This is a genomic window from Kitasatospora sp. NPDC091257 (genome assembly GCF_044757675.1).
Lineage (GTDB): Bacteria > Actinomycetota > Actinomycetes > Streptomycetales > Streptomycetaceae > Kitasatospora > Kitasatospora lactacystinica.
Map to the genome: position 1 here is coordinate 1 of NZ_JBIVVI010001575.1, position 1,710 is coordinate 1,710.

The window sequence follows — 1,710 nt, forward strand, 5'->3', positions numbered from 1 at the left end:
GGGTGCAGGGCGGCCCTGGCTGCCCTGTCCCGTCAACGGGTGAGCCCTGCGCGTGCCGTGGCAGCGGCGCGGGTGACCGGCGCTCGTGAACGATGCGGCAGGGTCCGCGACGGCCTGCAGGCCCATCGCGCTCCCGGCCGGGCTGTGTGCCGGGCCGGGAGCCGGTGGAGCGGGCGGCGGGCGGTGCGGGAACCGGGAAGCGCGCCGGCGCGTCAGGAGTCGGCGCAGGCCTTCCCGATGTCGCCGGCGGCGTCGGTGATCGGCTTGAAGTCGGGCTGTTTGCCCTTGGAGACCCGGTCGATCGCGTCGTTGACGGCCTTGGCCAGCCGGTCGGCCGCGGGGTCGATCTTGTCCCCGCCGTCCTGGCGGATCCTCTTGGCGTCGTCGGCGACCTTCCGCAAGGCCTCGACGGTGTGGTTGCGGCGGTTCTCGTCGGTGATCTGCCCCACGTTGATCGCCGAATCGGCGAGGTCCTGGACGTCGCCGGTGAGGCTGATCGCCCGCTTTCCGCAGTCCAGGGCCTTGTCGGCGTCGCAGGCGGTGAACAGTGGGGCCGCGAGGAGCAGCGCGAGCGTGGTGGCGGCCAATCGGTACGGCTTCCTTGTCATGTCTCTATCCCTCCCGCCGTATCAACGCCGTTCCGCCGTACGGAGGTTCCGGAAGACCGGGTGAACCGTTGGGAAAGTCTTTGCCCGCCACGGACGATGATGTTCCATCATGTGAGCGAAGACGTGCGGGCGTTCACCCCACGGGCGCCGTGCGTGGGGTGAACGCCTGTCCCGGCCCTAGCGGTTGGCGGACCCGGACAGCTCGCGCACCAGGCGGGCGATGGTCGGGGCGGCCACGGCGTGGGCGTCGGCCGCCCGCAGCACGGCGCCGCCGATGGCGTCCAGCTCGGTCGCCCGGCCGGCCTCCACGTCGCGCTGCATCGAGGACTTCATCGCCGCGGGGAGGCGGTCGAAGGAGGTGAGCAGCGCCTGCGCGTCCGCCGGCGCGCCGACCGCCCGGGTGACGGCGGTGATCTCGTCCAGCACCGCGAGGAGTTCGGCCCGGTGCTCGGTGCGCACGGCGCCGATCCCGCTCGCGTGGCGGGTGGTGAGCAGGGCGAACGGGGCGAGGAAGGAGAGCTTGCCCCACAGCATCGCCGTCTCGTCCTCGCGCAGCGTGACGTCCAGCCCGGTGTGGCGCAGCCGTTCGGCGAACCCGGCCACGGGGGAGGCCGGTTCGGCGGTCGCGCCGAGCTCGACGGCGGCGAACGGACTGGTGTGCTCGATCCTCCCGGGCGCCGTCCGGGTGGCCTCGACCCGGATCGTGCCGGCCACCACGCGCCCGGCCGGGTAGCGTTCGCGCAGCAGCGCCATGTGGTCCAGGCCGTTCAGCAGCGGCACCACGATCCCGGTGCCGAGCACCTCCGGGGGCATCCGGTCGAGGGCGGCGGCCAGCGCCGTCTCCTTGACCGTCACGAAGACCGCGTCGACCGGCTCGCGCAGCTCGGTCGCGGCCTCGACCCGGGCGGTGAACTCGCCGAACCGGCCGCTGCGGACGTGCAGTCCGTCCCGCCGGACGGCGGCCGCGGTCTCCTCGCCGGCCAGGCAGACGACCCGGTGGCCGTCGCGGGCGAGCAGCCCGGCGATCAGTCCGCCGACGCCGCCCGGCCCGAGGACGGCGACGGTCAGAGGGGTGGTGGTCATGGTGACTCCCGTGGGTGGG

Annotated in this window: 2 protein-coding genes; both read right to left on the reverse strand. The window is 73.9% G+C overall.

Annotation, left to right across the window (positions count from 1 at the left end):
* Positions 1-212 precede the first annotated feature (212 nt).
* Positions 213-608, reverse strand: coding sequence for a hypothetical protein (locus ACIQOV_RS40395; protein WP_401055986.1), 396 nt, complete (start codon positions 606-608; stop codon positions 213-215).
* A 177-nt stretch (positions 609-785) separates the two neighbouring features.
* Positions 786-1,691 (reverse strand): ketopantoate reductase family protein, encoded by a 906-nt coding sequence (locus ACIQOV_RS40400; RefSeq protein ID WP_401055988.1) that lies wholly within the window; start codon positions 1,689-1,691, stop codon positions 786-788.
* Positions 1,692-1,710 lie beyond the last annotated feature (19 nt).